Raw genomic sequence first — 20,041 nt, forward strand, 5'->3', positions numbered from 1 at the left:
CTCAGTCCTTCACGATCTGCAGCGCGCGTTCCGGGCAGGCGCGTACGGCGCGGCCCGCCAGCTGTTCCTGCTCGGGCGGGATGGGGATGTCGCCGGGGAGGATATAGCCCTCGTCATCCAGCTCGAAGAGGTTCGGGGCCAGCACCCAGCAGCGGGCATGGCCGGCGCATTTGTCGCGATCCGCCTTGACGATCATGGTCATGCCTCCTCTCAGCTCCAGTCCAGCACCAGATTTTCCACGCCGAAGACGAAGCCGCCGTAGGTGATCGGCGCGGTCCCATCCTTGATGCGGAAAGGCGGGATGCGGGCGAACCATTCCTGCAGCGCGATGATCAGCTCGCGCCGCGCCAGATGCGATCCCAGGCAGCGGTGCGGGCCATAGGCGAAGGCGGTGTGGCGGTTGTCCTCACGGTTGAAATCGACGGTTTCGGGGTCGGGAAATTCGGCCGGATCGCGGCTGGAGGCCATCGAGGGGCAGGAGACCAGATCGCCCTTGCGGATCGGGCAGCCGCTCAGCTCCACATCGCGGGTGGCGGTGCGGATGGGGGTGACGCTGGGGAAGGCGCGCAGCATTTCCTCCACGGCGCTGGGCATGATGTCCGGGTTGTCGCGCAGCTCCTGCTGGCGGTCGGGGTTGCGGGCGAGGTAATAGAGGTCGAGCCCGATGGCGGTGGCCACCGTATCGAGCCCGCCGATGAACAGCAGCACCGCGATGGAGCGGATTTCCTGATCGTTCAGGGGGCGGCCCTCCAGCTCGGCCTGCACGAGGAAGGTCATGAAATCCTCGCCGGGCTCGGTCTTGCGCTTGGCGATCATGCCGTCGAGGAAGCCGAGGATCTTGTGCGCGGCGGCGGTGCGCTCGGCGGGGCCCATATGCAGCAGCTCGTTGGCCCAGCCGACGAATTCCATCAGCCGGTCATCGGGAATGCCCAGGAAGGCGAGGAACACGCTGACCGCCAGCGGGAAGGCGAATTCGGTCATGATTTCGGCGCTGGTGCCGCGCGCCTTCAAACCCTCGATCAGCTCCACGGCCTTGGCGGTGACGAAGGGCTCCAGCGCGGCGATGCGCTTGGGCGACATCAGCGGGTTGAGCATCGAGCGGTATTTGCCATGCTCGGGTGGGTCGAGTTCGAGGGGGATCACCGGCCAGTCCTCGCCAATCGCCGAGGAAAAGATGCGGCGGTAGGAGGAAAAGGTGGTGCCGTCCTGCAGGACGGTGCGCTGGTCTTCCGCCGAGGTGACGATCCAGGCGCCTTGCCCGTCGCGCGTGGTTTCGGGCGAATAGAAGACCGAGGGGCCTTCGTGCAGCTTGCCCACGGCGGCGAAAGGGTCGCCGAAAGGGGTGGGGCGCATCTCGGGCGATTTGTAGAGGTTGAAGCTGCCCACGCATTCGGGCGGGACATGAGCGGGCACATTCGGCCCCTTGTTTGGCGACTGGCTGGCCACGGCAATCCTCCATTTTCATCTTATAGAGCGCAGCAACAAAACTGCACATGAGTGCTAGATACAACAGATGTTTTATCTGTACAACGCCTGTTTTATCTGCTGGTGTCGGCGTCACCATGAATGAGCTTGCCCTGCCCCCCAGCGCCAATGATCTGCGCCGCGCCGAAGTGATCGCCTGCGCGGCGGAATTGCTGGTGGAAGGCGGAATGGGCGCGATCACGGTGCGCAACATCGCGCGGCGCATGGCTTGCTCCACCACCGTTGTCAGCCATCATTTCCGCAACAAGGATGAGGTGGTGCTGGAGACCTATCGCCATGTGAATGCGCGGGCGGCGGCGTTGCGCGATGCGGCGCTCTCCAACCGGGCCTATACGGCGGTGCGGGCGCTGGAGGAGCTGCTGCCGATCAGCGACGCCCAGCGCGACAATTGGTCGGCCTGGCTGCATTTTTGGAGCGCGGCGCTGCACAATCCGGCGCTGGCGGCGGAGCATGCGCGCGGCCTGCAACAGACGGTGGGGCGGGTGCTGGATTATCTGCGCTCGATCGGCATGGATGATGCGCAGGCGCGGGGAGCGGCGCAGGCGATCGGCAATGCGCTGTATGGCATTGCGATTCAGGCGCTGTTCGACCGCGACCATTGGGACGAGGCAAGGTTGAGGCGGGAGTTCCGCCGCACCACCACCTATGCGCTGGGGCCCGATATTGCGGGACGGCAGATCTAGCACCCGCTGCAAAGCAGCCTTAAAAAACGGCGTGCCAAAACCAACACCGTCGATCAAGCGCACGCTTGGTGGTAGGCCTATTCCCCTTCCAAAAACGCCTTCACATCCTCGATAAAGGTCGAGAGCCGGTCATGGTGCAACCAATGGCTGGCCTGAGCATATTCGATCAGCCGCGCATCTCGGAAATGCCTGATGCGGCCATCCTTGCCAGGGTTGGGCATAAAGGTGTTGCTGCCGTGGAAGAACAGGACGGGGCAGGTGATAGCCTCCCACATGGCGATCACCTCGGCTTCGGGGAAATCCAGCAAAGACCAGATGTTGAGGCGCGGATCGAATTTCCAGCTGAAGGTGCCGTCTTCGTTCCGCCGCAGCGCGTGGTGCGTGAGATGGCGCACCTGATCGTCGGTGAGGTAGGGGTTCTTGTCACGCATGCGTGAGAAGGCGGCTTCCTCGCCGGGGTAGCGGCGCGGGGCGCGTTGCGGCGCCTGCTGGTGCCGGTCGATCCAGCCGCGCACGCGGGCGGCGTAGGGGTGGATCCTGCTGAGTGAATTGCGGCCGGGGGCAAGCGTCAGCCCCTCGATGTTGATGTAGCGCGCCACCTTTTCGGGATAGAGCCCGGCATAGCGCGTGGTGACGATGGCGCCGAGCGAATGGGCGCAGATGGTGACCGTCTCCTGTCCCAGCGCCTCGACCAGATTGGCGAAATCGAGCAGGAGGGAGGCCAGTGTGTAATCGGAATCGGGGGACCAGTCGCTGTCGCCATGGCCGCGCAGGTCCGGGCAGATGACCCGCCAGTGGGTGGAGAATTCGCGGGCGATCCAGTCCATCGAGCGGGCATGGTCGAAGCCGCCATGCTGCAGGATCAGCACCGGCGCGTCAGGATCTCCCCATTCGAGATAATGCAACTGCAGCGACTGGCTGACGATATGGCGCGAGCGGGGTTGGGTGGCATCCGGCATGGAGCGATGTTGGGAAAAGCGCAGGCCTGCGTCAACGGCTTTGGCGGCAGGTCTGGGCGATGGCCTCGATCACGGCGGGGTGAAAGGGGGCGGGCAGATCGTGGCCCATGCCCGCGACGATGAGGAAGCGCGCGTCAGGAATGGCGCTGGCCGTATCCTGACCGTGGGGCGGGGGGAACAGCGGATCGGCGCTGCCGTGGATCACCAACGCAGGGGCTGTGATGGTGGCCAGCCGGGGGCGGCGGTCGCCGTCCATGGCGATGGCGGCCATCTGGCGGGCGGTGGCGCTGGCTTGCCAGCCCCGGCGCAATTCGGCCAGTGCCAGCGCATGGTGCTCGGCCTCGTCAAAGGGGGGCGCTGGGGCGGCGATGCGCCTTGCGAAGGCCAGCCGATGGGCGAGGAAACCGGCTTCGTCGCGATGTGGATCAGGCGCGGGGCCCATCAGCATGGCCAGCACCTCGGGCGCTGGCGGGGGGAGGGAGGGATTGCCCGAACTGGCCATGATCGAGGTGAGCGACAGCACGCGCGGCGGCCACTGGCTGGCCATGATCTGCGCGATCATCCCGCCCATCGAGCGGCCCACGATATGCGCCTGCGCGACCCCCAAAGCGTCGAGCAGGCCGATCGCATCGCCTGCCATATCGGTCAGCGTGTAAGGCAGGCCGATGGGGCGGCCCGCCATCATGGCGACGAAATCGGGCGCGGGGGCGTCGATGTGCGTGGAAAGGCCGGAATCGCGGTTGTCGAAGCGGATAACGCGCAGGCCATGTGCGGCAAGCGCCGTGCAGAAGCTTTCCGTCCAGCGGATCATTTGTGTGCCCAGGCCGGCGATCAGCAGCAGGGCCGGGGCATCGGCATCGCCAAAGCTGTCATAGGCCAGATCAAGGTCTTGCACGCGTGCAAAAGGCATGGCGCTTAATCCTGCGCGGCGGGCCGGGCGAGATGGAGCAGATGCTCGCGCAGATCCTGCGGCCATGCGGCGGTCTCTTGCGCCAGAGCGGCGAGGTCATCGGCAAAGAGGGCGCGGCTGGCGGCTTCGAAACCGGGGTAGTCCCCCGCCAGGGCCGACATAAAGCGATAGGCGCGTTCGCGGGCGAGGCGGGTTTCGGTGCGGCCCTCATCGGCCTTGCGCGCGTGATCGACAAGGCGGCGCAGGGCTTGGGACGCGCCGCCCGGTTGCAGCGCCAGCCAGTCCCAGTGGCGGGGCAGCAGCGTGACCTCGCGCGCCACCACGCCCAGCCTGGGGCGCCCTCGCTTGCGCGCCTCGGGCGCAGGCCCCTGCCATGCGGCGAGGCGCGAGATGATTTGCGCTGTGCTGCCGCGCAGGTCGATGTCGATCTGGGAGCCGGTGGCATCGTCGAAGATCAGGATGGCGGCGGTCGCGGTGGCGATCTGCGCGTTCACCGAAAGCGCCACATCGGCCAGATCGCCCGAGGCCAGCCTTTGGGCGCCCATAAAGGCGGTGCAGCGGGTGGCGAGCGGATGATCTGTCGGCTGTTCCATTAGGCCGGGTTAAAATATTGCATCTTGCGAGTCAATATATCCGGGTAATATATGGCTCACTCTGATCGATGCGAGGAAGGCCCCATGAAAGGACAAGACCGACGCGAGGCGCTGGCCGCCTATAAGGAACGCAAGGTGGAGGCGGGGATTTACGCTTTGCGTTGCGCGCCCACGGGAGAAATCTGGATCGGCAGGGCGCCCGATCTCGGCACGATCCAGAACCGGCTGTGGTTCACGCTGCGTCAGGGTGGCAACCCGCATCGCTCGCTTCAGGAGGCGTGGAACCGCCATGGCGCTGAGGCTTTCGCCTTCGAGGTGGTGGAGCGGATCAAGGAAGAAGATCTGGAGTTTGGCCGGGACCGGGCCCTGAAAAGCCGCCAGACCCACTGGCTGGCGGCGTGGGGCGGGATGGCGATCTGAAGCCGCATAGCCCTCTCACGCGCGCATGGCGGACCAGGCATTGCCGTTGAAGGCCGCTCAGGTTGCAGCCCTTACGACTTCGCGCTAGTGAAAAGTTTGAGAGTGCTTCGCAATTGCATTGCGGACATCGCAGGCAGACGGTTCAGGGCATAAACGGCGCGTGACGCAGAAGGGCAAAGCGCTGGAATTCTTCCTCTCCCATCGCGGGGGGCTGGTGCGCTATGCCCATGGTATTCTGCGCGATTCCGCCCATGCCGAGGATGTGGTGCAGGATGCCTGGCTGCGTTTCAGCGCGCTTCCGGGGCCGCAGGCTGCGCCTGAGGAGCCGGTCGGCTATCTTTATCGCATCGTGCGCAATCTGGCGATCGATGTCACCCGTCGCCTCGGCCGTGAAGGGCGTTATCTGGTGCCTGTGGCGGATCATCCCGTGGCCGAAGCGGTGGACGACAGCCCCGCCCCCGATGCCACCGCCGAGGCGCGCGACGATCTGCGCGTGATGTGCGCCGCCATGGACGAACTGCCCGAGCGCACGAGGATCGCGCTGGAAATGCACCGTTTTGGTGAGGTGAAGCTCAAGGATATCGCCGCGCATCTGGGCATTTCGGTGGGGCTGGCCCATGCGCTGGTGGCTGATGGGCTGGAGCATTGCCGGGAGCGGCTATGTCGCCGTTGACCATGGTGCCCGATGCTTTTCTGAAAATCTTCCCCACTGCCAACGTCTCTTTCCCGGAAGACGCAGGCTTGGAGGCGTGGCATGGATAAAGTCCGGACATCCTATCGTGCCAGCGCCTGGCTGATCGCCCTGCAGGAGGCGCCTGACGACGCCGATTTGCGCGCCGCCTTTGCCCTCTGGCTGGAGCAGGACCCGGCCCATCGTCAGGACTGGCGGGAGATGCTGCACACCCATGCGCTGATGGGCCTGATCGAGCCTGCGCATGCCGAGCAATGGGAGCATTGGACGCAGAGCAAGCCTGCGCCCCGCCATGGTTTGCCGCCATGGCGCTGGGCGGCGGTGGCCGCGATGGCGGCTTGTGTGATGTTGGCCTTTGCGCCTCAGGCGATGCTGCGCTGGCGCTCCAGCGTCTCCACCGCCACCGCCGAGCAGCGGTTGGTGGCTCTGCGCGATGGCAGCCGGGTTAGGCTGGCGCCGGAAAGCGCGATCGCCATCGATGAAGCCTCGGGCGAGCGCCATATCCGTCTGCTCAAGGGCGAGGCCTTTTTCGAGGTGGCGCATGATGCGCGCCATCCTTTCCGCGTTTCCGCGCGAGGCACGGAGGCGGTGGACATCGGCACCGCTTTCGATCTGCGACTGACCGCCCATGGCGCAGCGCTGGAGGTGCGCGAGGGCGAGGTGCGGGTGAACCATGCCCATGGCGCCAGCCCGGTTCATGCGGGTGGCTGGCTGCATCTGGGCGATGATGGCGTGCTGGCTCAAGGGCAACGACCGGCCACCCAGATCGGGGCGTGGCAGGATGGCCAGATCATTGCGCGGGATCAGCCGGTGAGCGATGTCGTGGATGCGATCACCCCCTATTTTCATGGCATTGTTCTGCTGCGTGGCGCAAGCCTGCGGCGGCAGCCTCTGACCGGCGTCTATCGCGCCGCCGATCCCGTTGGCGCCCTGCGCGCCGTGGCTGAGGGGCAGGGCGCCCGGTTCTATCAGATCACCCCATGGGTGCTGGTGATCGCCGGGGATTGATACGAAAAGGCGCTCATGCCCCAAATTTTCTGAAAATTGCCAAGCCTCCCAACGTCAGTTGCTGAAATGATGCTTTTGCGACGCGTTTGCAAAATTTCGCAACGACACTTGAGGATTACACGGCAATGGTACGGTCTATCGGATGCGGGATGCAGCGGCGTATGGCGGCATGGCTCTGGACGGCGATGCTGACGCCTTCGGTTCTGGCCCAACCGGCTCTGGCGCAGGCGGGGGTTCAGCCGCAAGCAGCGGGTTTCGCCATTCCACCCCAACCGCTGGCCGACGCAATCACGCTGTTTGGTCAGCAATCGGGCATGCAGGTCTCGGTGCATGGCGATCTGGTGCGGGGCCGGGCCTCGCCGGGGGTGAGCGGTCGGCTGGCGCCGGCGGATGCGCTCTCGCGCCTGCTGGCCGGAACCGGGCTGACCTTCCGCCTGCTGCCTGACCGCACGGTGACGCTGGAACCGGCGCCCCAGACCAGCGGGCAGGCGGTGCAACTCGGCCCGGTGCAGGTGCAGGGCAGCGAGCAAAACGGCTCTCTGGCCATCACCGACACGCCCCGCACCGATCGCGCCGCCACGGACCGCAGCCACAGCTATGCCGCCCGCGCCGCCACGGTGGCGGGCAAGGAGGCGCAGGATCTGCGCGAGATTCCCCAATCCGTCAGCATCGTCACCCGGCAGCGGATGGACGATCAGAACATGATCACGCTGGAACAGGCCCTGCGCCAGACCACCGGCGTCACCGCCATTCCCTATGGCGATGGCTGGGCCTATTATCAGGTGCGCGGCTATGCGGCGGAGGTGCAGTATGACGGCATCCCCGCCAACAGTGCCGTGCAGTACCAGACCCAGTTCGACCTGGGCATGTATGACCGGATCGAGCTGCTGCGCGGCCCCTCCGGCTTGTTGCAGGGCAGCGGTCAGCCTTCCGGCACCATCAATCTGGTGCGCAAGCGCCCGCATGATACGTTCGGCTGGTCGGGTGATCTGATGGCGGGCAGCTGGGCCAATTTCCATGGCGATCTGGATGTGACGGGCCCGCTCGACAAAAATGGAGCGGTCCGGGCGCGGTTTGTCGCCTCGGGCGAGACGCGCGGCTATTTCACCGACCAGGAGCATCAAAAACATGCCATGCTCTATGGCATCGTCGAAGCCGATCTGACGCCGTCCACCACGCTGACTGTTTCGGGCAGTTGGCAGAATTCCCGGCAGGCGCCGCTCGATTACGGGCAGTCGACCTATATCAATGGTCAGGTGCTGAATGCGCCGCGCTCGGCGTTTTTCGGCACGAGCTGGTCGCGCAGCATCACCCATACGCGCGATGCCTATGCCTCCGTCGATCAGGATCTGGGGAATGGGTGGAAGGCGAGGGCCAGCCTCGATTACCGTCAGCAGCGGTTGACCGGACCCTATGGCTATATCGACGGGCCGGTGAATCCGGACAACAGCGCCGCCTATGCCCTGCAGAACCAGTATGTGCTCAACACATGGTTCGGATCGGATGCCAGTGTCAGCGGCCCGGTGGAACTGCTGGGGCGGACGCATAAGCTGCTGTTCGGGGTTAATTATGCCTGGCAGGGCGCGCTCAGCTATTCCGGTTTTCAGGATGTGGCGGTCGCCAATGTCTACAACATCACCCTGCCGGAGGTGGACGTGCCCCTCACCAGCGGATCGGACACCCACACCGAGCAGTTCGGCGCCTATGCGCAAGGGCGCTTCAGCCTGCTCGATCCGTTGACCCTGGTGGCGGGCGTGCGCGTCACCGATTACCGCGCGAAGGAGCGTGACGGCGTGGGCCGCTTCGGCGATTTCTACGCGACCTCGCGCAGCACCGGCCATGTGACGCCCACCGCCGGGCTGATCTATGACGCCACGCGGCAGATCAGCCTCTATGGCAGCTATGCCAGCATTTTCGTGCCGCAGGCCAATCTGGTGTTCGGCGGCGGCACGCTGAAACCGCGCACCGGCGAGCAGTTCGAGATCGGCGCCAAGGGCAGCTTTCTGGGCGGCGCGCTGACGGCCTCCGCCGCGCTGTTCAACATCATCGACCGCAACCGCGCCTATGCCGATGCGGCGCATCCCACCTATTACATCGCGGCGGGCAAGGCGCGCAGCCGCGGCGCGGAGGCCGAAATCAACGGCGAACCCCTGCCGGGCTGGAGCCTCTTTGCAGGCTACACCTATCTGGACACCAAATTCCTCGATGACAGCACCTATCAGGGGTTGCTCTATGACGCGGAGGAGCCCAAGCACACCTTCAAGCTGTGGAGCACCTATCGCTTCGGCCCGCTGGAGAAGCGCGGCTTCCAGATCGGCGGCGGCGTGCGGGCGATGAGCTCCACCACGCGCGGTGGTCCGGTGCAGGGGGCCTATGCGGTGGTGGATGCGCAGGTGGGGTATCGCCTGAACCGGCAATGGTCGCTGACGGTTTCGGTGAACAATCTGCTGGACAAGACCTATTACGCCCGCGTGCCCAACAGCTATTTCGGCATCTATGGCGAACCGCGCAGCGTGATGGTGGCGTTGCGGAAAGGGTTTTGACGCATTGGCGCCGGTGGAGCGTTGGCGCGCTTCGTTTCGGCGCCACCTGCCTTGCATCGGGAGACGTCCTGGGAGCGCGAGGGGTAAGCCCCTCGCATTTCTCTTTTGCTTTTATTAGACTGGCTCGGTGCCTTTCTCCCTCCCCACCACCGCCACCGCTCCCTTTTGCCCGTCGCAAGTGCGCGGTAGCGTGCCTGTGCCCTCCGATGGTGGTTGGCGCAAACGCCTGATCCGCTCGGCGGGGCCGGGGTTGCTGGTGGCGGTCGGCTATATGGACCCGGGCAATTGGGCCACGGATATCGAGGCCGGGTCGCGCTATGGCTATGATCTGCTGTTCGTGGTGCTGCTGTGCGGAGCAGCGGCGATCTTTCTGCAATGGCTGGCGGCAAGGCTGGGCATCGTGGGCCGCCGCGATCTGGCGCAGATGGCGCGCGAGCAGTACAGCCGCCGCGCCTGCCTGACGCTCTGGGCGCTGGCCGAGCTGGCGATCATCGCCACCGATGTGGCCGAGGTGCTGGGGGCGGCGCTGGCCTTCAACCTGCTGCTGGGCGTGCCGCTGTGGGCCGGCGTGCTGCTGACGGGGCTGGATACGGTGATCGTGCTGAGCCTGAAGGGGCACGGTTTCCGCCAGCTGGAGGCGATCGTGCTGGGGCTGATCCTCACCATTGCCGCCTGCTTTGCCGCGCAGCTGGCGATTGCCCCGCCCGATGCCGCGGGCCTGCTGCATGGGGCGGTGCCCAGTCTGGCCGCTCTGGGCCAGCCCCATGCGCTCTATCTGGCGGTGGGCATTCTGGGGGCGACGGTGATGCCGCACAACCTCTATCTGCACAGCAGCGTGGTGCAGACGCGCCAATCCACCCGCGTGGATGAGGGTGAGACAAGGCAGGCGCTGCGTTTCGCCACGGCCGATACGGTGGTGTCTCTGGCGTTGGCGACCTTCGTGAACGCCGCGATCCTGTGTCTGGCCGCCTCCACCTTTCATGCCCATGGCTTTGCTCAGGTGGCCGAGATCGAGGATGCCTACCGCCTGCTCACCCCGATCACCGGGGCGGGGGCGGCGACGCTGCTGTTCGGGATCGCGCTCTTCGCCTCGGGGCAGAGCGCCACCTTTACCGGAACGGTGGCCGGGCAGGTGGTGCTGGAGGGTTTCCTGAACCTGACGATCCCCTGCTGGCAGCGGCGGATCATCACGCGCGGGCTGGCGCTGATCCCGGCGCTGGCGGGCGTGCTGTGGCTGGGCGACCATGCGGTGGGGCGGCTGCTGGTGCTGACCCAGGTGGTGCTGTCGCTGCAACTGCCGTTTGCGATCTGGCCGCTGATCCGCTTTACCGCCGACCGCAGCATTATGGGAAGCTTTGCCAGCGGGGCGGCGGTTCAGGCGCTGGCCTGGGGGCTGTTCGTGCTGATCGCCGCCGCCAATCTGTGGTTGGTGTGGAACTGGCTGGTTTGAGGATCAGCGCTCGATCACTTCGCTGAACTGCATGATCGGCGTGATGTCGGTGTAATGGGCCACATCGGCCAGAATTTCCGCCGCATGGGGGGCGAAAGCCGCCTGAAACGCCTCCAGCGAGGGGCTGAAGATATGGCACATGCCCACGAAAGGCGCGGCGCTGCCGGGGGCGCCTCCGGCCAGACCCTTGTCGATCTCATAGCCCAGACAGGCCGCGCCGAGGCGCTGCCGGATCATCGGCATATGGCTCTCGCGGTAATAGGCATGATCGAAGTTTTTGCCGCTGTCTGCGGGGTAGAACACGCTGACCTTGATCACGGATGACGCTCCTCTCCGGGGTTATTGGCGCAGGATATCATGGCGATGGCGGCGATCATACTGGCCGAAGGGCCATAATCGGCTGTCCCTTCCGATATTGGAATTTATATTCTAGAAAAACGGCGCTTACAGACTACAGGATTCGGGAGATCTGCCTTGATTGATCGTCGCACCCTGCTGGCCGCCACCGCGACCGGCATCGCCACCATGGCCGCGCCTGCCGCGCGCGCTGCCAGACCGGCCAGCCCGTATTTCCCCAAAGGCTTCCTGTGGGGCGCCGCCACCGCCGCGCATCAGGTGGAGGGCAACAACACCAACAGCTGCGTCTGGGCGATGGAGCACGCCCATCCCACCGTCTATGCCGAACCCTCGGGCGATGCGGCGAACAGCTTCATGCTATGGCGCACGGACCTGGATCTGGTGAAGGCCATGGGGCTGAACTCCTATCGTTTCAGCCTCGAATGGGCGCGGATCGAACCGGCCAAGGGTGAGTTTTCCATCGCCATGCTCGATCATTACAAGGCGATGACCGCGGGCTGCCGCGAACGCGGGCTGACGCCGCTGGTGACCTTCAATCATTTCTCCACGCCCGTCTGGTTCGCGGCGCAGGGCGGCTGGGCCAACCCCGAGGCGCCCCCGCTGTTCGCGCGCTATTGCGAGCATGCCGCACGGCATCTGGCCGCGGAGATCGGCTATGCCACCACGCTCAACGAGCCCAATCTGAGCGGTCTGCTGGACATCGTGCTGCCCGGCGATATCGGCAAGCGCCTGCTCGATGCCGACCGCCAGATGCAGGAGGCCGCCGCCCGTGAGCATGGCGTGGCGCGTTTCCTGCCGGGCAATCCGCTCTATGTCGCCGATCCGCAGGTGGTGCAGGCCGGGCTGCTGGCGGGCCACAAGGCCGGGCGCGAGGCGATCAAGAGCGTGCGCCCCGATCTGCCGGTCGGCGTCAGCCTCGCCATCATCGATGATCAGGCGGCGGGCAGGAACAGCCTGCGCGATGCCATGCGCGCGAAGCTCTATCGCCCGTGGCTGGAGGCGGCGCGCGGCAATGATTTCGTCGGCGTGCAGAATTACGAGCGTTCGATCTGGACCGATACGGGCCGCTTGCCCGCGCCCAAGGGCGCGGAGCTGAACGATGCGGGTTCGGAGATCTATCCGCCCTCACTGGCGGGCGCGGTGCGCTATGCCCATGACGTCAGCGGCGTGCCGGTGATCGTCACCGAACATGGGCTGAATTCCGCCGATGATGCCAAGCGCGTCCGTCTGATCCCTGCCGCGCTGGCGGGGCTGAAGCGCGCCATGGAGGATGGCGTGCCGGTGCTGGGCTATATGCACTGGTCGCTGATCGACAATTTCGAATGGGTCTTCGGCTACAAGCCGCAATTCGGCCTGCACACGCTGGACCGCAAGACCTTCACCCGCACGCCCAAGCCCTCCGCCAGGGTGCTGGGCGACATCGCGCGGGCCAATGCGCTGCCGGGGTGACTGATGGTGAGGCTGCTGATTGCGCTAAAGGCTCCGCGCGATCAGCAGCTTCATGATCTCATTGGTGCCGCCATAGATGCGCGTGACGCGGGCATCGCGATAGGCCTGAGCGATGGGATATTCATTCATATAACCATAGCCGCCGAAGAGCTGCAGGCAGCGGTCGGCGATCTTGCCATGCAGCTCGGTCAGCCAGTACTTCGCCATGGAGGCGGTGGCATTGTCCAGCCGCCCTTCCAGATGCTCGGCCACGCAATGGTTGACGAAGGCCTTGCCGACACAGGCCTCGGTCTTCATCTCGGCCAGCGCGAACTGGGTGGTCTGGAAGTCGAGGATGGCCTGGCCGAAAGCCTTGCGCTCCTTCACATAATCCAGCGTGATGCCAAGAATATGCTCGATGGCGGCCATGGATTGCACGGCCAGGATCAGGCGCTCCTGAGGCAGCTTTTCCATCAGCTGATAGAAGCCGCGCCCTTCCTCCTCGCCCAGCAGGCAGTCGGTGGGAACGCGCATATCCTGAAAGAACAGCTCTGACGTGTCCGAGGCCGGGCGGCCGATCTTGTCGAGATTGCGCCCACGCGCGAAGCCCGGCGTGCCCCGCGCATCGACCGCCAGCAGCGAGATGCCCCGCGCGCCCGCCGCCGGATCGGTCTTCACCACCACCAGCACCACATCGGCGTTCTGCCCATTGGTGATGAAGGTCTTGGCGCCATTGACGATGTAATGCCCGCCCTCGCGCCGGGCGGTGGTCCGGATGCCCTGCAGGTCGGAGCCCGCGCCTGGCTCGGTCATGGCGATGGCCCCGATGGCCGCGCCGCTGGCCATGGCAGGCAGCCAGCGCTGTTTCAACGCCGGTGAGCCATAGCTCTCCAGATAGGGGCCGACGATGGCATTGTGCAGCGTGACATCCCACCCCTCGAAGCCACGGCGGCCCAGCTCCTCGATCAGCACCACCTCGTGGCGGAAGTCTCCACCGGCGCCGCCATGGGCCTGCGCCGTGCAGAGCCCCAGCAGGCCCTGCCGTCCCGCCAGCGCCCAGAAACCGCGCGAGACGATGCCTGCCTCGCGAAACCCGTCGATCACCTCGGGCGTGGCATGCCGGTCGAGGAAGCGGCCCACACTGTCGCGGAAGTGGGCGATCTCTTCATCCTGAAGCGGCAGGCAATCGGGAAAGTCGAGACGGTGCATGGGTGTTCCTCCGGCCTGCCGTGCGGGTTCAGCGCCCTTGCCACGCGGGCTTGCGCTTCTGGGTAAAGGCCAGCGGCCCTTCCACGGCATCCTCGGAGGATAGCAGGGTCTGCATGGCGGGAAAGTCCCACTGCGCCGCCATCGCCTCGGCCAGCGGCAGGGACAGTGACCTTAACACCGACTCCTTGGTCGCCCGTACCGACAGGGGCCCGCATTCCAGCAGCTGGGCGGCCCATCCGCGCGCTGCGGTCAGCACGTCGCCCTGTGCCACCTCATTGACGAAACCCAGCGCCAAGCCTTCGGTCGCGGAAACGCGCCGCCCGGTCAGCAGCATGCCCATCGCCTGCTTCAGGCCGATCTGTTGCGGCAGGCGTTGCAGCCCGCCCGCCAGCGCGGCCAGACCCACGCGCACCTCGGGCAGGGCGAAGACCGCCCTGCTGTCGGCGACCAGCAGATCGCAGGCCAGCGCCAGTTCGAAGCCGCCGCCCATCGCCACGCCATTGACGGCGGCGATCACCGGCTTGGGGCAATCGAAGCGCGCGGTCAGCCCGCCAAAGCCCTTGGGCGGGGTGGTGAGCCCGCCGCCCGCCGCCTGCTGTTTCAGATCATGCCCGGCGCAGAAGGCTTTTTCCCCCGCGCCGGTCAGAATGGCCACCCATTGGCTGTCATCCTCGGCGAAAGCGTCGAAAATCGCCTCCAGTTCGATATGCGCCTGCGCGTTGAGGGCATTATGCGCCTCGGGCCGGTTGATGGTGACGATGGTGAGCGGCCCTTCGCGCTCGACCGTGGCATAGGTCCAGGTCATGCTGTCTGCCTTTATTTCGCGGCCATGCGGATGGCGCCGTCCAGCCGGATGACCTCGCCGTTCAGCATGGGATTGGCGATGATCGCTTCGGTCAGTTTCGCGAATTCGGCGGGCTGGCCAAGGCGGCTGGGGAAGGGCACCTGTTTGCCCAGCGAATCCAGCACATCCTCCGCCAACACGCTGAGCACCGGGGTCCAGAAGATGCCCGGCGCTATGGTGTTGACGCGGATGCCATAGCGGGCGAATTCGCGCGCGATCGGCAGCGCCATGCTGACGATCCCGCCCTTGGAGGCGGCATAGGCCGGCTGGCCGATCTGCCCGTCGAAGGCCGCGACGCTGGCGGTGTTGATGATGATGCCACGCTCGCCATCCGCGTTCAGCGGATCGGCATCATGGATCGCCGCCGCAAATTGCGAGAGGACATTGAACGAGCCGATCAGGTTGATGGTGATGATCCTGGCGAAATCGGCGAGCGGCAGGGGCTTGCCATCGCGGCTGATGACCTTGCCCGGCGGGCCGATCCCGGCGCAATTGACCAGAATGCGCGCCTTGCCATGCAGGCCTTCCGCCTCGCTCAGGGCATGGCCAACGGCGGCCTCGTCGGTGACATTGACGGGGGCGAAATGCCCGCCCAACTCACGCGCCTTGGCCATGCCCAGTTCGGCGTTGAGATCGAAGATCGTCACCTTCGCGCCGCGCGCCGCGAGCATCTCGGCGGTCGCCGCGCCCAGCCCTGATGCGCCGCCGGTGACGATGGCCGCCAGCCCTTGAATATCCATGATTTTACCTCCTGAATGTTACGGGATCAGCACGGCTTTCACGCAATCCCCGCGATGCTGCGCCGCGACGGCCTCGTTGATCGAAGCCAGAGGGAAGCGGCGGATCAGCCGGTCGAAGGGGAAATGCCCGGCGCGGTAGAGCGCGACCAGTTCGGGAATGAAGCTTTGCAGATCGCTGTCGCCCTCCACGATGCCGATGATGCGGTGGCCATGGGTGATGAGCCCTGCCAGATTGACGCTGATTGTGCTGTCGGCCCGGGGCGGCACGCCGACCAGCCCCAGCATGCCATGGCTCGACAGGCTGGCCAGAGCGGCCTCCACCACCTCCACGCGGCCGCTGCTTTCCAGCGCGGCATCCACGCCATCGGGCAGGATGGCGCGGATGGCTTCGGCGATGTCGATGCCCGTGGGGTCGATCACCTCGGTCGCGCCCAGCTCCAGCGCCAGAGTGCGGCGCGCGGCCATGGGCTCGATCAGGAGGATGCGCGAACACCCCCGGTGCTTCGCCGCCATCACTCCGGCCAGCCCCACCGGCCCGCCGCCGAACACAGCGATGGTGCTGCCCGCCCGGCAGTCCATCGAGCGCAGCACCGCCCCCGCGCCGGTCTGCAAGCCGCAACCCAGCGGGCCGAGGATGGCCAGATCCTCTCCGGCGTCCACCTTCACCACATTGCGCCGGTCGGCCAAAGCATGGCTGGCGAAGGAGGACTGGCCGAAAAACGCGCCCGCAACCGGCGCGGCGCCGTCATGGAGCGGGGTGGTGCCGTCGGGCCGGGCACCGGCATAGTTGCGGGGAACGAACTCGCGGCAATAGGAGGGCAGATGGTCCGCGCAGCGCGGGCACTGGCCGCAGCTGGCAAAGCCCAGCACCACCGTGTCGCCCGGGGCAAGATCGGTGATATGGGCGCCCACGGCCTCCACCACGCCCGCGCCCTCATGGCCCAGCACGGCGGGCAGGGGGAAGGGGATGAACTGGTCGCGGAAGACCAAGTCGGTGTGGCACAGGCCCACGCCAGCGATGCGTACCAGCACCTCATGCGGGCCGGGCTGTTCCAGATCCAGCCTCTGGATTGTGAAATCGCTGTGAGGGGCCGTGGCGACGGCGGCGGTGATCTGCAAGATTTGCTCCTTCAGCCTGCGGTGTAGCCGCCATCGACGACATGTTCGGCCCCGGTGATAAAGCGGGACTCGTCGCTGGCAAGGAAGGCGACGAGCGGGGCGACATCCATCGCCTGCCCCAGCCGCCCCATCGGGATCATGGCGGACCATGCTTCCAGCAGTACCTCGGGCGGGATCGGCTTGCCGTGTTCGTCCAGTGGCGGGGCCCAGTCCGCGCCGAGGTTGGTCTGCACCGGGCCGGGCAGCACGCAGTTCACCCGCACGCCCGTCTTGGCCCATTCCAGCGCGGCGGCGCGCGAGAGGGCCCGCACCGCGCCCTTCGAGGCGCTGTAGGCGGCAAAGGCCGCGCCCGCCACCATGCCATAGACCGAGGAAATGTTGATGATCGAGGCGCCCGCCGCGCCCTTGGCACCCCCGTCTTTCAGGATGGTCTCCTGCATCAGCGGAAAGGCGGTCTGCATGCCGATGAACACGCTTTCCACATTGATGCTGTATTGCCGCCGCAGATGGTCGAGCGGGGCCTGTGCGAAAGGCGCGGTCATCATCACCCCCGCATTGTTGACCAGCACATCCAGTCTGCCGAAGCGTTCGGTGATGGCCTTGGCCCCGGCCTCCCAGCTTTCGGGCGAGGTGACATTGTGGTCGAGCACCAGCGGATCGCCGCCGATCAGGGCGGCGGTTTCCCGGGCGCCCTTGCTGTCGATATCGCCGATCACCACCTCCGCGCCAGCGGCGGCCAAAGCCTGAGCGGTGGCCCGCCCGATGCCCGAACCGGCGCCCGTGACCCAGGCCACCTTGCCGGAAAGCTGTGCTGCGGCACTCATCATGCGTCTCCCATATAGGCCAGCGGGTGGCGCGCTTGCGCCAGCTGCGGCAACCAGCTCCAGGCCCGGTCGCAATAGACTTCAAAAGCGGCGGGGAAGCGGTCGGGCTGGTCCAGCGTGCCCGCCTTGATAAAGCTGATCCCCGGCGCGGCGTCGGCGCGCGAGCGGATCGGCGAGCCGCAGGCGCCGCAGAACAGGCGATGCACCACCTGCCCGCTGTCGCCTGTATCGGCATATTCGCTTGTTTCGCCCTGCTGGGTGAAGGCGGCATCCGCCACGCCCCAGACCACCGAGAAAGGCGCGCCCGACTGGCGCTGGCAGTTGCGGCAGTGGCAGATGCCGACCATCAGCGGGTCGCCCGCAACGGTGTAGTGGATCTGCCCGCAGAGGCAGGCGCCCTTATGCGTTTCGCTCATCATTGTGTCCTAGATTGCCATGACCACGCTTTTGGGTTCCAGATAGGCGTCCAGCCCCTCGATGCCGTTTTCGCGGCCCAGGCCGGAGCTTTTCATGCCGCCGAAGGGAAAGGCCGGATCGGCCAGCATGATGCAGTTGGTGAAGACCGTGCCCGCCTCCAGCTGCGCGGCGGCGTGATGGGCCAGAGAAAGATCGCGCGTCCAGAGATGGGCGGCGAGGCCGTAGGCGCTGTCATTGGCCAGCGCGATGGCCTCCTCCACCTCGTCGAAGGGGGTGACGGCCAGCACCGGGCCGAAGACCTCCTCACGGGCGATTTCGGCGCTGGGGGGCACATCGCGCAGCACGGTGGGGGCGAGGTAATGGCCGGTGCCGGGCAGGGGGCTGCCTGCGCCGACGGCGGCGATCCCCGAGGCCTGCGCCCGCTGAACCAGCGCGGAGACGCGCTGATGCTGGCGCGCGCTGATCAGGGGGCCAAGCTGGCTCTTGCGGTCGGCGCTGGGGCCGATCTGCTGGCTGGCGGCAATTTGCGCCAGCCCATCCAGCACCTCCTCATAGATCGAGCGATGCACATAGGCGCGCGTCCCGGCATAGCAGACCTGCCCGGAGTTGAAGAAACAGCCCATCGCCGCCTGGGGAATGGCGGTCTTCAGATCGGCATCCGCAAACAGGATCGAGGGGGACTTTCCGCCCAGTTCCAGCGTGACCCGCTTGAAATCGGGAATGCTGGCGGCAAGGATCGCCTGCCCCGTCAGCGTGGAGCCGGTGAAGGCCACCTTGGCCACGCCCTTGTGGCTGGTCAGCGCCGCTCCGGTGCCGCCGTCGCCGGTCAGCACAGTGAAGACCCCAGGCGGAAAGCCGACCTGCCGCGCCAGTTCGGCGAGGCGCAGCGCGGATAAAGGTGTTTCCGCCGCCGGTTTCAGCACCAGCGTGCAGCCTGCCGCCAGCGCCGGGGCGATCTTCCACATGGCCAGCACCAGAGGGAAGTTCCATGGCGTGATCGCCGCCACCACGCCCACCGGTTCACGCCTTGTGTAGACATGGAAGGCGCCCGGCGTGGCCGCAAGCGTGCCCGCCCGCCCGGCGATCTTGCCCGGCCATCCGGCATAGGAGCGCAACCAGCCGATCGCGGCGGGAATGTCCACCGTTTCGGCGATGGCGACCGGCTTGCCGGTGTCCAGCGCCTCCAGCGCGGCGAGGCGGGGCAGGTCGGCCTCCATCGCATCGGCCAGACGGTGCAGCAGGCGCTCGCGGGCCAGAGGGGCCAGATCGCGCCATGCCGGATCGCGCAGGGCGCGCTGCGCAGCATCCACCGCAGCATCGACCGCCGCCGCGCCTGCCAGCGGCACTTGCGCGAAGGTCTGCGCGAGGCAGGGGTCTTCCAGCGCATAGGCGCCCTCGCCGGGCAGCAGTGTGTCGCCGCTGCGCAGGCGCAGGTCGGGCAGGGGAAGATCGGCAAAGCCTGGCTGCATGGGGTTCAGATCCTGACGCGTTTGCGAAAATCGCTGGGCGCCACGCCGGAAAACTGGCGGAAGGCGCGGGTGAAATGGCTCTGGCTGGTAAAGCCCAGACTTTCGGCGATGAAGGCGATGGAGAGGTCGGTCTGGTGCAGCATCTGCTGCGCCTTATCGAGCCTTGTCTTCATCACATATTGATGCGGCGAGAGGCCTGTCGCCTTGCGGAACACGCGGCAGAAATGCGAGGGCGTGAGCCCCGCCACCGCCGACATCTCCTCCAGCGAATGCTGCGCCTCCGGGTTCCGCAGGATGGTGTTCATCACATGATGGATGCGGTAGGCCGAAAAGGCCGAAGTCGGGATTTCCGAGGCCGAAACCGAATTGGCGCCGCGCAGGATATGCGCCTTGAGGGCATTGACCAGAGCCCCGATATAGACCTCGCGCTCGCTGCTGGGCGGGGCGTAGAGTTCGCTCAGCACCTGCCGGGTCAGCGCCGCGCCCAGCGGGTCGAAGAAGGCGAAGCGCATCTGGCGAAACTGGTCGGCGGCGGGCGCGTTGCGCAGTTGGTCGGACGAGACCGAGAGCGTTACCACATCCAGTTCTCCATCGATCAGCCAGCCCGTCTGCTGCCCCGCCGGCACGATGGTGGCGCAGCCCGGCATGGAGACGCTTTCGCTCCATCCGCCGTTCAGCCAGGTGCGGTTGTGCTGCTGCCCGGCGATATGCATGGTGTAGAGCGGTTCGGGCAGGGCGGGCACATCGTAGGAGCCGATGAACTGGCGCCAGCGCGACAATTGCCAGCCATCGGTCTTGGACCCCAGCTGCATGTCCGGCCCGCGCCCGATGGCGTCGGAGATGATCGCCTCGTTCGTGCCAGCCGGATGGTATGGTGCATCGGTGTGCATCT

21 protein-coding genes are annotated in these 20,041 nt (G+C 66.2%); 7 read left to right on the plus strand and 14 right to left on the minus strand.

The window, feature by feature from the left end:
- Position 1 precedes the first annotated feature (1 nt).
- The gene (locus SR3_RS13290; RefSeq protein WP_245653904.1) at positions 2–202 is read right to left on the minus strand and encodes a ferredoxin; all 201 of its coding nucleotides are present in this window, start codon (positions 200–202) and stop codon (positions 2–4) included.
- Positions 203–210: 8 nt separating this feature from the next.
- The gene (locus tag SR3_RS13295) at positions 211–1,413 is read right to left on the minus strand and encodes a cytochrome P450 (RefSeq protein WP_068086758.1); all 1,203 of its coding nucleotides are present in this window, start codon (positions 1,411–1,413) and stop codon (positions 211–213) included.
- Between the two features lie 149 nt (positions 1,414–1,562).
- Between SR3_RS13295 and SR3_RS13300 the strand changes: the two genes are divergently transcribed.
- Positions 1,563–2,168 (plus strand): TetR/AcrR family transcriptional regulator, encoded by a 606-nt coding sequence (locus SR3_RS13300; RefSeq protein WP_068086652.1) that lies wholly within the window; start codon positions 1,563–1,565, stop codon positions 2,166–2,168.
- Positions 2,169–2,245: 77 nt separating this feature from the next.
- Here the strand turns inward: SR3_RS13300 and SR3_RS13305 are convergent, their stop codons facing one another.
- Genes SR3_RS13305 through SR3_RS13315 form a run of 3 tightly spaced genes read right to left on the minus strand, consistent with a single transcriptional unit; the run spans position 2,246 to position 4,630 of the window.
- Positions 2,246–3,127: an alpha/beta fold hydrolase gene (locus SR3_RS13305; protein ID WP_068086655.1), complete on the minus strand. Its 882-nt coding sequence runs from the start codon at positions 3,125–3,127 to the stop codon at positions 2,246–2,248.
- A gap of 31 nt (positions 3,128–3,158) precedes the next feature.
- Positions 3,159–4,037: an alpha/beta fold hydrolase gene (locus SR3_RS13310; RefSeq protein WP_068086656.1), complete on the minus strand. Its 879-nt coding sequence runs from the start codon at positions 4,035–4,037 to the stop codon at positions 3,159–3,161.
- A gap of 5 nt (positions 4,038–4,042) precedes the next feature.
- A complete protein-coding gene (locus SR3_RS13315; RefSeq protein ID WP_068086659.1) occupies positions 4,043–4,630 on the minus strand; it encodes a DUF2239 family protein in 588 nt (195 codons plus the stop codon).
- Positions 4,631–4,714: 84 nt separating this feature from the next.
- On the opposite strand from SR3_RS13315, the gene SR3_RS13320 reads away from it, so the two are divergent.
- The 5 genes from SR3_RS13320 to SR3_RS13340 all read left to right on the plus strand — a co-directional run bounded on the left by SR3_RS13320 (position 4,715) and on the right by SR3_RS13340 (position 10,742).
- Positions 4,715–5,050 (plus strand): GIY-YIG nuclease family protein, encoded by a 336-nt coding sequence (locus tag SR3_RS13320; protein ID WP_068086661.1) that lies wholly within the window; start codon positions 4,715–4,717, stop codon positions 5,048–5,050.
- A gap of 160 nt (positions 5,051–5,210) precedes the next feature.
- Complete coding sequence (locus SR3_RS13325) at positions 5,211–5,723, plus strand: sigma-70 family RNA polymerase sigma factor (RefSeq protein ID WP_068086666.1); 513 nt, start codon at positions 5,211–5,213, stop codon at positions 5,721–5,723.
- An 81-nt stretch (positions 5,724–5,804) separates the two neighbouring features.
- The gene (locus SR3_RS13330) at positions 5,805–6,749 is read left to right on the plus strand and encodes a FecR family protein (protein WP_068086669.1); all 945 of its coding nucleotides are present in this window, start codon (positions 5,805–5,807) and stop codon (positions 6,747–6,749) included.
- A gap of 149 nt (positions 6,750–6,898) precedes the next feature.
- Positions 6,899–9,292 carry a TonB-dependent siderophore receptor gene (locus SR3_RS13335; RefSeq protein ID WP_169805633.1) on the plus strand — a complete coding sequence of 798 codons (2,394 nt, stop codon included), beginning with the start codon at positions 6,899–6,901 and terminating at the stop codon, positions 9,290–9,292.
- 127 nt (positions 9,293–9,419) lie between these two features.
- Entirely contained in the window at positions 9,420–10,742 is a 1,323-nt protein-coding gene (locus tag SR3_RS13340) for an Nramp family divalent metal transporter (protein WP_068086676.1), read from the plus strand.
- A gap of 3 nt (positions 10,743–10,745) precedes the next feature.
- Here the strand turns inward: SR3_RS13340 and SR3_RS13345 are convergent, their stop codons facing one another.
- Entirely contained in the window at positions 10,746–11,060 is a 315-nt protein-coding gene (locus tag SR3_RS13345) for an EthD family reductase (RefSeq protein ID WP_068086678.1), read from the minus strand.
- Between the two features lie 156 nt (positions 11,061–11,216).
- On the opposite strand from SR3_RS13345, the gene SR3_RS13350 reads away from it, so the two are divergent.
- The gene (locus SR3_RS13350) at positions 11,217–12,548 is read left to right on the plus strand and encodes a family 1 glycosylhydrolase (RefSeq protein ID WP_068086681.1); all 1,332 of its coding nucleotides are present in this window, start codon (positions 11,217–11,219) and stop codon (positions 12,546–12,548) included.
- A 24-nt stretch (positions 12,549–12,572) separates the two neighbouring features.
- On the opposite strand, the gene SR3_RS13355 is transcribed toward SR3_RS13350, so the two are convergent.
- Genes SR3_RS13355 through SR3_RS13390 form a run of 8 tightly spaced genes read right to left on the minus strand, consistent with a single transcriptional unit; the run spans position 12,573 to position 20,039 of the window.
- A complete protein-coding gene (locus SR3_RS13355; RefSeq protein ID WP_068086683.1) occupies positions 12,573–13,736 on the minus strand; it encodes an acyl-CoA dehydrogenase family protein in 1,164 nt (387 codons plus the stop codon).
- 28 nt (positions 13,737–13,764) lie between these two features.
- A complete protein-coding gene (locus SR3_RS13360) occupies positions 13,765–14,541 on the minus strand; it encodes an enoyl-CoA hydratase-related protein (RefSeq protein WP_068086688.1) in 777 nt (258 codons plus the stop codon).
- A gap of 11 nt (positions 14,542–14,552) precedes the next feature.
- A complete protein-coding gene (locus SR3_RS13365; protein ID WP_068086691.1) occupies positions 14,553–15,320 on the minus strand; it encodes an SDR family NAD(P)-dependent oxidoreductase in 768 nt (255 codons plus the stop codon).
- Between the two features lie 18 nt (positions 15,321–15,338).
- Positions 15,339–16,439 carry an NAD(P)-dependent alcohol dehydrogenase gene (locus SR3_RS13370; RefSeq protein WP_068086694.1) on the minus strand — a complete coding sequence of 367 codons (1,101 nt, stop codon included), beginning with the start codon at positions 16,437–16,439 and terminating at the stop codon, positions 15,339–15,341.
- Positions 16,440–16,450: 11 nt separating this feature from the next.
- Positions 16,451–17,263 carry an SDR family NAD(P)-dependent oxidoreductase gene (locus tag SR3_RS13375; RefSeq protein ID WP_068086696.1) on the minus strand — a complete coding sequence of 271 codons (813 nt, stop codon included), beginning with the start codon at positions 17,261–17,263 and terminating at the stop codon, positions 16,451–16,453.
- On the minus strand, positions 17,263–17,679 hold the full coding sequence (locus SR3_RS13380; protein ID WP_245653905.1) for a GFA family protein: 417 nt from the start codon (positions 17,677–17,679) through the stop codon (positions 17,263–17,265). The genes SR3_RS13375 and SR3_RS13380 overlap by 1 nt, the downstream gene beginning before the upstream one ends.
- Positions 17,680–17,688: 9 nt before the next feature.
- On the minus strand, positions 17,689–19,149 hold the full coding sequence (locus SR3_RS13385) for an aldehyde dehydrogenase family protein (protein ID WP_068086703.1): 1,461 nt from the start codon (positions 19,147–19,149) through the stop codon (positions 17,689–17,691).
- A gap of 5 nt (positions 19,150–19,154) precedes the next feature.
- Positions 19,155–20,039 (minus strand): helix-turn-helix domain-containing protein, encoded by an 885-nt coding sequence (locus SR3_RS13390; protein ID WP_068086706.1) that lies wholly within the window; start codon positions 20,037–20,039, stop codon positions 19,155–19,157.
- Positions 20,040–20,041 lie beyond the last annotated feature (2 nt).

This window comes from Novosphingobium rosa NBRC 15208, assembly GCF_001598555.1.
GTDB classification, from domain to species: Bacteria; Pseudomonadota; Alphaproteobacteria; order Sphingomonadales; family Sphingomonadaceae; genus Novosphingobium; species Novosphingobium rosa.

Bases quoted from the DNA above. Each gene is read 5' to 3' on its own strand.
- SR3_RS13290 (WP_245653904.1), bottom strand. From the start codon at position 202: ATGACCATGATCGTCAAGGCGGATCGCGACAAATGCGCCGGCCATGCC.
- SR3_RS13300 (WP_068086652.1), top strand. From the start codon at position 1,563: ATGAATGAGCTTGCCCTGCCCCCCAGCGCCAATGATCTGCGCCGCGCC.
- SR3_RS13305 (WP_068086655.1), bottom strand. From the start codon at position 3,127: ATGCCGGATGCCACCCAACCCCGCTCGCGCCATATCGTCAGCCAGTCG.
- SR3_RS13310 (WP_068086656.1), bottom strand. From the start codon at position 4,037: ATGCCTTTTGCACGCGTGCAAGACCTTGATCTGGCCTATGACAGCTTT.
- SR3_RS13315 (WP_068086659.1), bottom strand. From the start codon at position 4,630: ATGGAACAGCCGACAGATCATCCGCTCGCCACCCGCTGCACCGCCTTT.
- SR3_RS13320 (WP_068086661.1), top strand. From the start codon at position 4,715: ATGAAAGGACAAGACCGACGCGAGGCGCTGGCCGCCTATAAGGAACGC.
- SR3_RS13330 (WP_068086669.1), top strand. From the start codon at position 5,805: ATGGATAAAGTCCGGACATCCTATCGTGCCAGCGCCTGGCTGATCGCC.
- SR3_RS13335 (WP_169805633.1), top strand. From the start codon at position 6,899: ATGCAGCGGCGTATGGCGGCATGGCTCTGGACGGCGATGCTGACGCCT.
- SR3_RS13355 (WP_068086683.1), bottom strand. From the start codon at position 13,736: ATGCACCGTCTCGACTTTCCCGATTGCCTGCCGCTTCAGGATGAAGAG.
- SR3_RS13360 (WP_068086688.1), bottom strand. From the start codon at position 14,541: ATGACCTGGACCTATGCCACGGTCGAGCGCGAAGGGCCGCTCACCATC.
- SR3_RS13365 (WP_068086691.1), bottom strand. From the start codon at position 15,320: ATGGATATTCAAGGGCTGGCGGCCATCGTCACCGGCGGCGCATCAGGG.
- SR3_RS13375 (WP_068086696.1), bottom strand. From the start codon at position 17,263: ATGAGTGCCGCAGCACAGCTTTCCGGCAAGGTGGCCTGGGTCACGGGC.
- SR3_RS13380 (WP_245653905.1), bottom strand. From the start codon at position 17,679: ATGAGCGAAACGCATAAGGGCGCCTGCCTCTGCGGGCAGATCCACTAC.
- SR3_RS13385 (WP_068086703.1), bottom strand. From the start codon at position 19,149: ATGCAGCCAGGCTTTGCCGATCTTCCCCTGCCCGACCTGCGCCTGCGC.
- SR3_RS13390 (WP_068086706.1), bottom strand. From the start codon at position 20,039: ATGCACACCGATGCACCATACCATCCGGCTGGCACGAACGAGGCGATC.